1 tRNA gene is annotated in these 579 nt (G+C 54.7%); it reads left to right on the top strand.

The annotated features are described in order from the left end of the window. The first annotated feature begins 352 nt into the window (after nt 1–352). A tRNA-Arg gene (locus JK635_RS29065) sits at nt 353–428 on the top strand. The last annotated feature ends 151 nt before the right edge of the window (nt 429–579 follow it).

Genomic DNA, 579 nt, shown 5'->3' on the forward strand with positions numbered 1-579 from the left:
GCCCGGCAGAACCGGCGCCCACGCGATTGTTATTGGTCACGTACTGGACGAGCAGCACGATACAAATGATTGGAATCAGAAAACCTGCAAGGACGGCGGCAATCAGTTGCTTGGGTGTGCGTATTACGGACTCGTGTTCGTTGTGTGCGTCGCTCATTATTTCCTCAAGTACGATTTGTTCGAAATCTGCGGCGAAGCGCCCCGACGCTGCTACCCTGCATGCCGCAAAGCAATGTCTCGCCAAACCCTTGATTATAGACTTAACATCGCCAATTTGGCACGAAAAACCCGGCTATCCATGGACGGCGCACAAGAAAGGCGGTATCCTGCACGCCTGTTTCAGCATCTCGACGCGGCTGTAGCTCAGTGGATAGAGTATTGGCCTCCGAAGCCAAGGGTCGCTGGTTCGATCCCAGCCAGCCGCGCCACACGAACTGAAAAAAATTTGGAACCAAATCGTCGAAAGTGTTGACGGCAAGCTCCAAACACCGCATAATCGCTTTCTCTGCTGCTGACGAACACAACGCTTCGCAGCAGCCGGCAAGTCCCACGGGACGGCTGGCAGCAGACCGAATTGCC

It is taken from the genome of Neobacillus paridis, assembly GCF_016765675.1.
GTDB classification, from domain to species: Bacteria; Bacillota; Bacilli; order Bacillales; family Cytobacillaceae; genus Neobacillus; species Neobacillus paridis.